Here is a 1,530-nt window from a genome sequence, read left to right as displayed (position 1 = left end):
AGCTCCCCGGCCCATTCCCCCATCGCCACGAAACGAGTCTGGCCCCACCGCTCACGCAGTGGGGCCAGAACCCAACATCTTCATCAGACTTCTAGGGCGTGTCTGACAATTGGCGTCGCACGCCCGGCGGGAATTGTCAGACACGCCCTAGCTAGGCCGAGCCGACGCCCCCGGCCGGCTGAGCCGTGCCCGGGGCCCGGACCACCCGGCCGCCGACCTCGACCAGCCCGCCCCCGCGCGGACCGGCCAGCAGCAGCGAGCCCCGGCCCTGGGTGACGGCCAGCTCCCGGCCGAGGCGCGCGGCCAGCAGCAGGGCGGCCGCACCGGTCGCCTCGTCCTCGTCGATCCCGTCGCCCCGCCCGGGGAAGGCCCGGGCCCGTACGGTGCCGGCCGCCTCGTCCCGCCAGGCCCAGGCGTAGACCCACTCCCCCGGCGGCGGCACCTCCAGCGCCTCCACCTCGGCCGCCGAACCGTACTGCCGCAGGGTGCGGGCCGGGGCCCACTCCGGCCGGGCCGCGATCCGGACCAGCCCGTCCGCCCGCCGCACGGCCACCTCCCCGGCCGCCGTGACCAGCCGGTCCACGCCGAGCAGCCAGGCGGCGCCCACGCAGGGGTGGCCCGCGAACGGCAGGCGCACCGACGGGGCGTAGATGTCGATCTCCCCGCGCTCCGGGTCGTCGACGAACACCGTCTCGCTGAAGCCGAGTTCGCGCGCGATCCGCTGCCGGTCCGCGCGCTCCGGCACGGCGGCGCCGTCGCGCACCACCCCGAGCGCGTTCCCGTGGCTCCCGTCGGGCCCGCAAAAAACCCGCAGCACCTCAAACTCCGTCATTTCCCACCTCGTCTGCTGCCGCGCCGGAACAGCGCAATGACACCGTGACGCAAAGGCGGCGACGAATGTCGGCCGCCTCCAGTACTCTGCGCTCTCGTCCCCGAACGGCGCCCGCCGTTTTCTCTTCTTCCCCTCCCAGGAAACCGTCTTGAACAATCTGGACTTCAGCGTCGAACCGCTCTTCTCGTGGTACGTCGTGCTCTTGGCGCTCAGCGGCGTCATCATGGTGGCCCTCGGAGCCGCCGCCGGAGGGCTGAAGGTCGGCCTGCGCATCCTCAACGTCGTCCTCGGCCTCGGATTCCTGGGGTACGCCTACTACCTGGCGTTCGTCTTCGAGGGCGGCACCTACTACATCTTCTTCAAGGTGTTCATCCTGCCGGTCGGCATGATCGTCGCCTCGGTGAAGGCACTCGTCGAGCGCGGCAACGCCAAGAAGCAGCCCGCCCAGGCCGCGGCCGGGTTCGACCCGGGCGCCCCGCAGGGGTCGTTCAACCCGGGCGCGCCGTTCAACCCCAACGCGCCGCAGGCCCCGTACAACCCGAACGCCCCGCAGGCTCCGTACAACCCCAACGCCCCGTACGCCGCGCAGCCGGGCGCGCCCGTCCCGCCGCCGGCCGGCGTCCCCCCTAGATACGCGGAGCGGCCTGTAGGGCACGAGTGGACCGTGTTGCCGGTAGAAGACGGGGCGGGCCGGAACA

1 protein-coding gene and 1 pseudogene are annotated in these 1,530 nt (G+C 72.6%); one reads left to right on the top strand and one right to left on the bottom strand.

From position 1 onward, the window contains the following. Nucleotides 1-151: 151 nt before the first annotated feature. The gene (locus tag AB0E96_RS41060; RefSeq protein ID WP_359831930.1) at nt 152-832 is read right to left on the bottom strand and encodes a PhzF family phenazine biosynthesis protein; all 681 of its coding nucleotides are present in this window, start codon (nt 830-832) and stop codon (nt 152-154) included. Nucleotides 833-980: 148 nt separating this feature from the next. Between AB0E96_RS41060 and AB0E96_RS41055 the strand changes: the two are divergent. After that, nucleotides 981-1,530 (top strand): annotated as a pseudogene (locus tag AB0E96_RS41055) (hypothetical protein); the annotation flags it as partial.

This window comes from Kitasatospora sp. NPDC036755 (assembly GCF_040636595.1).
Taxonomy (GTDB): Bacteria; Actinomycetota; Actinomycetes; order Streptomycetales; family Streptomycetaceae; genus Kitasatospora.
The sequence above is the reverse complement of the archived record's forward strand: the minus strand, read 5'-3'. Positions and strand labels throughout refer to the sequence as shown.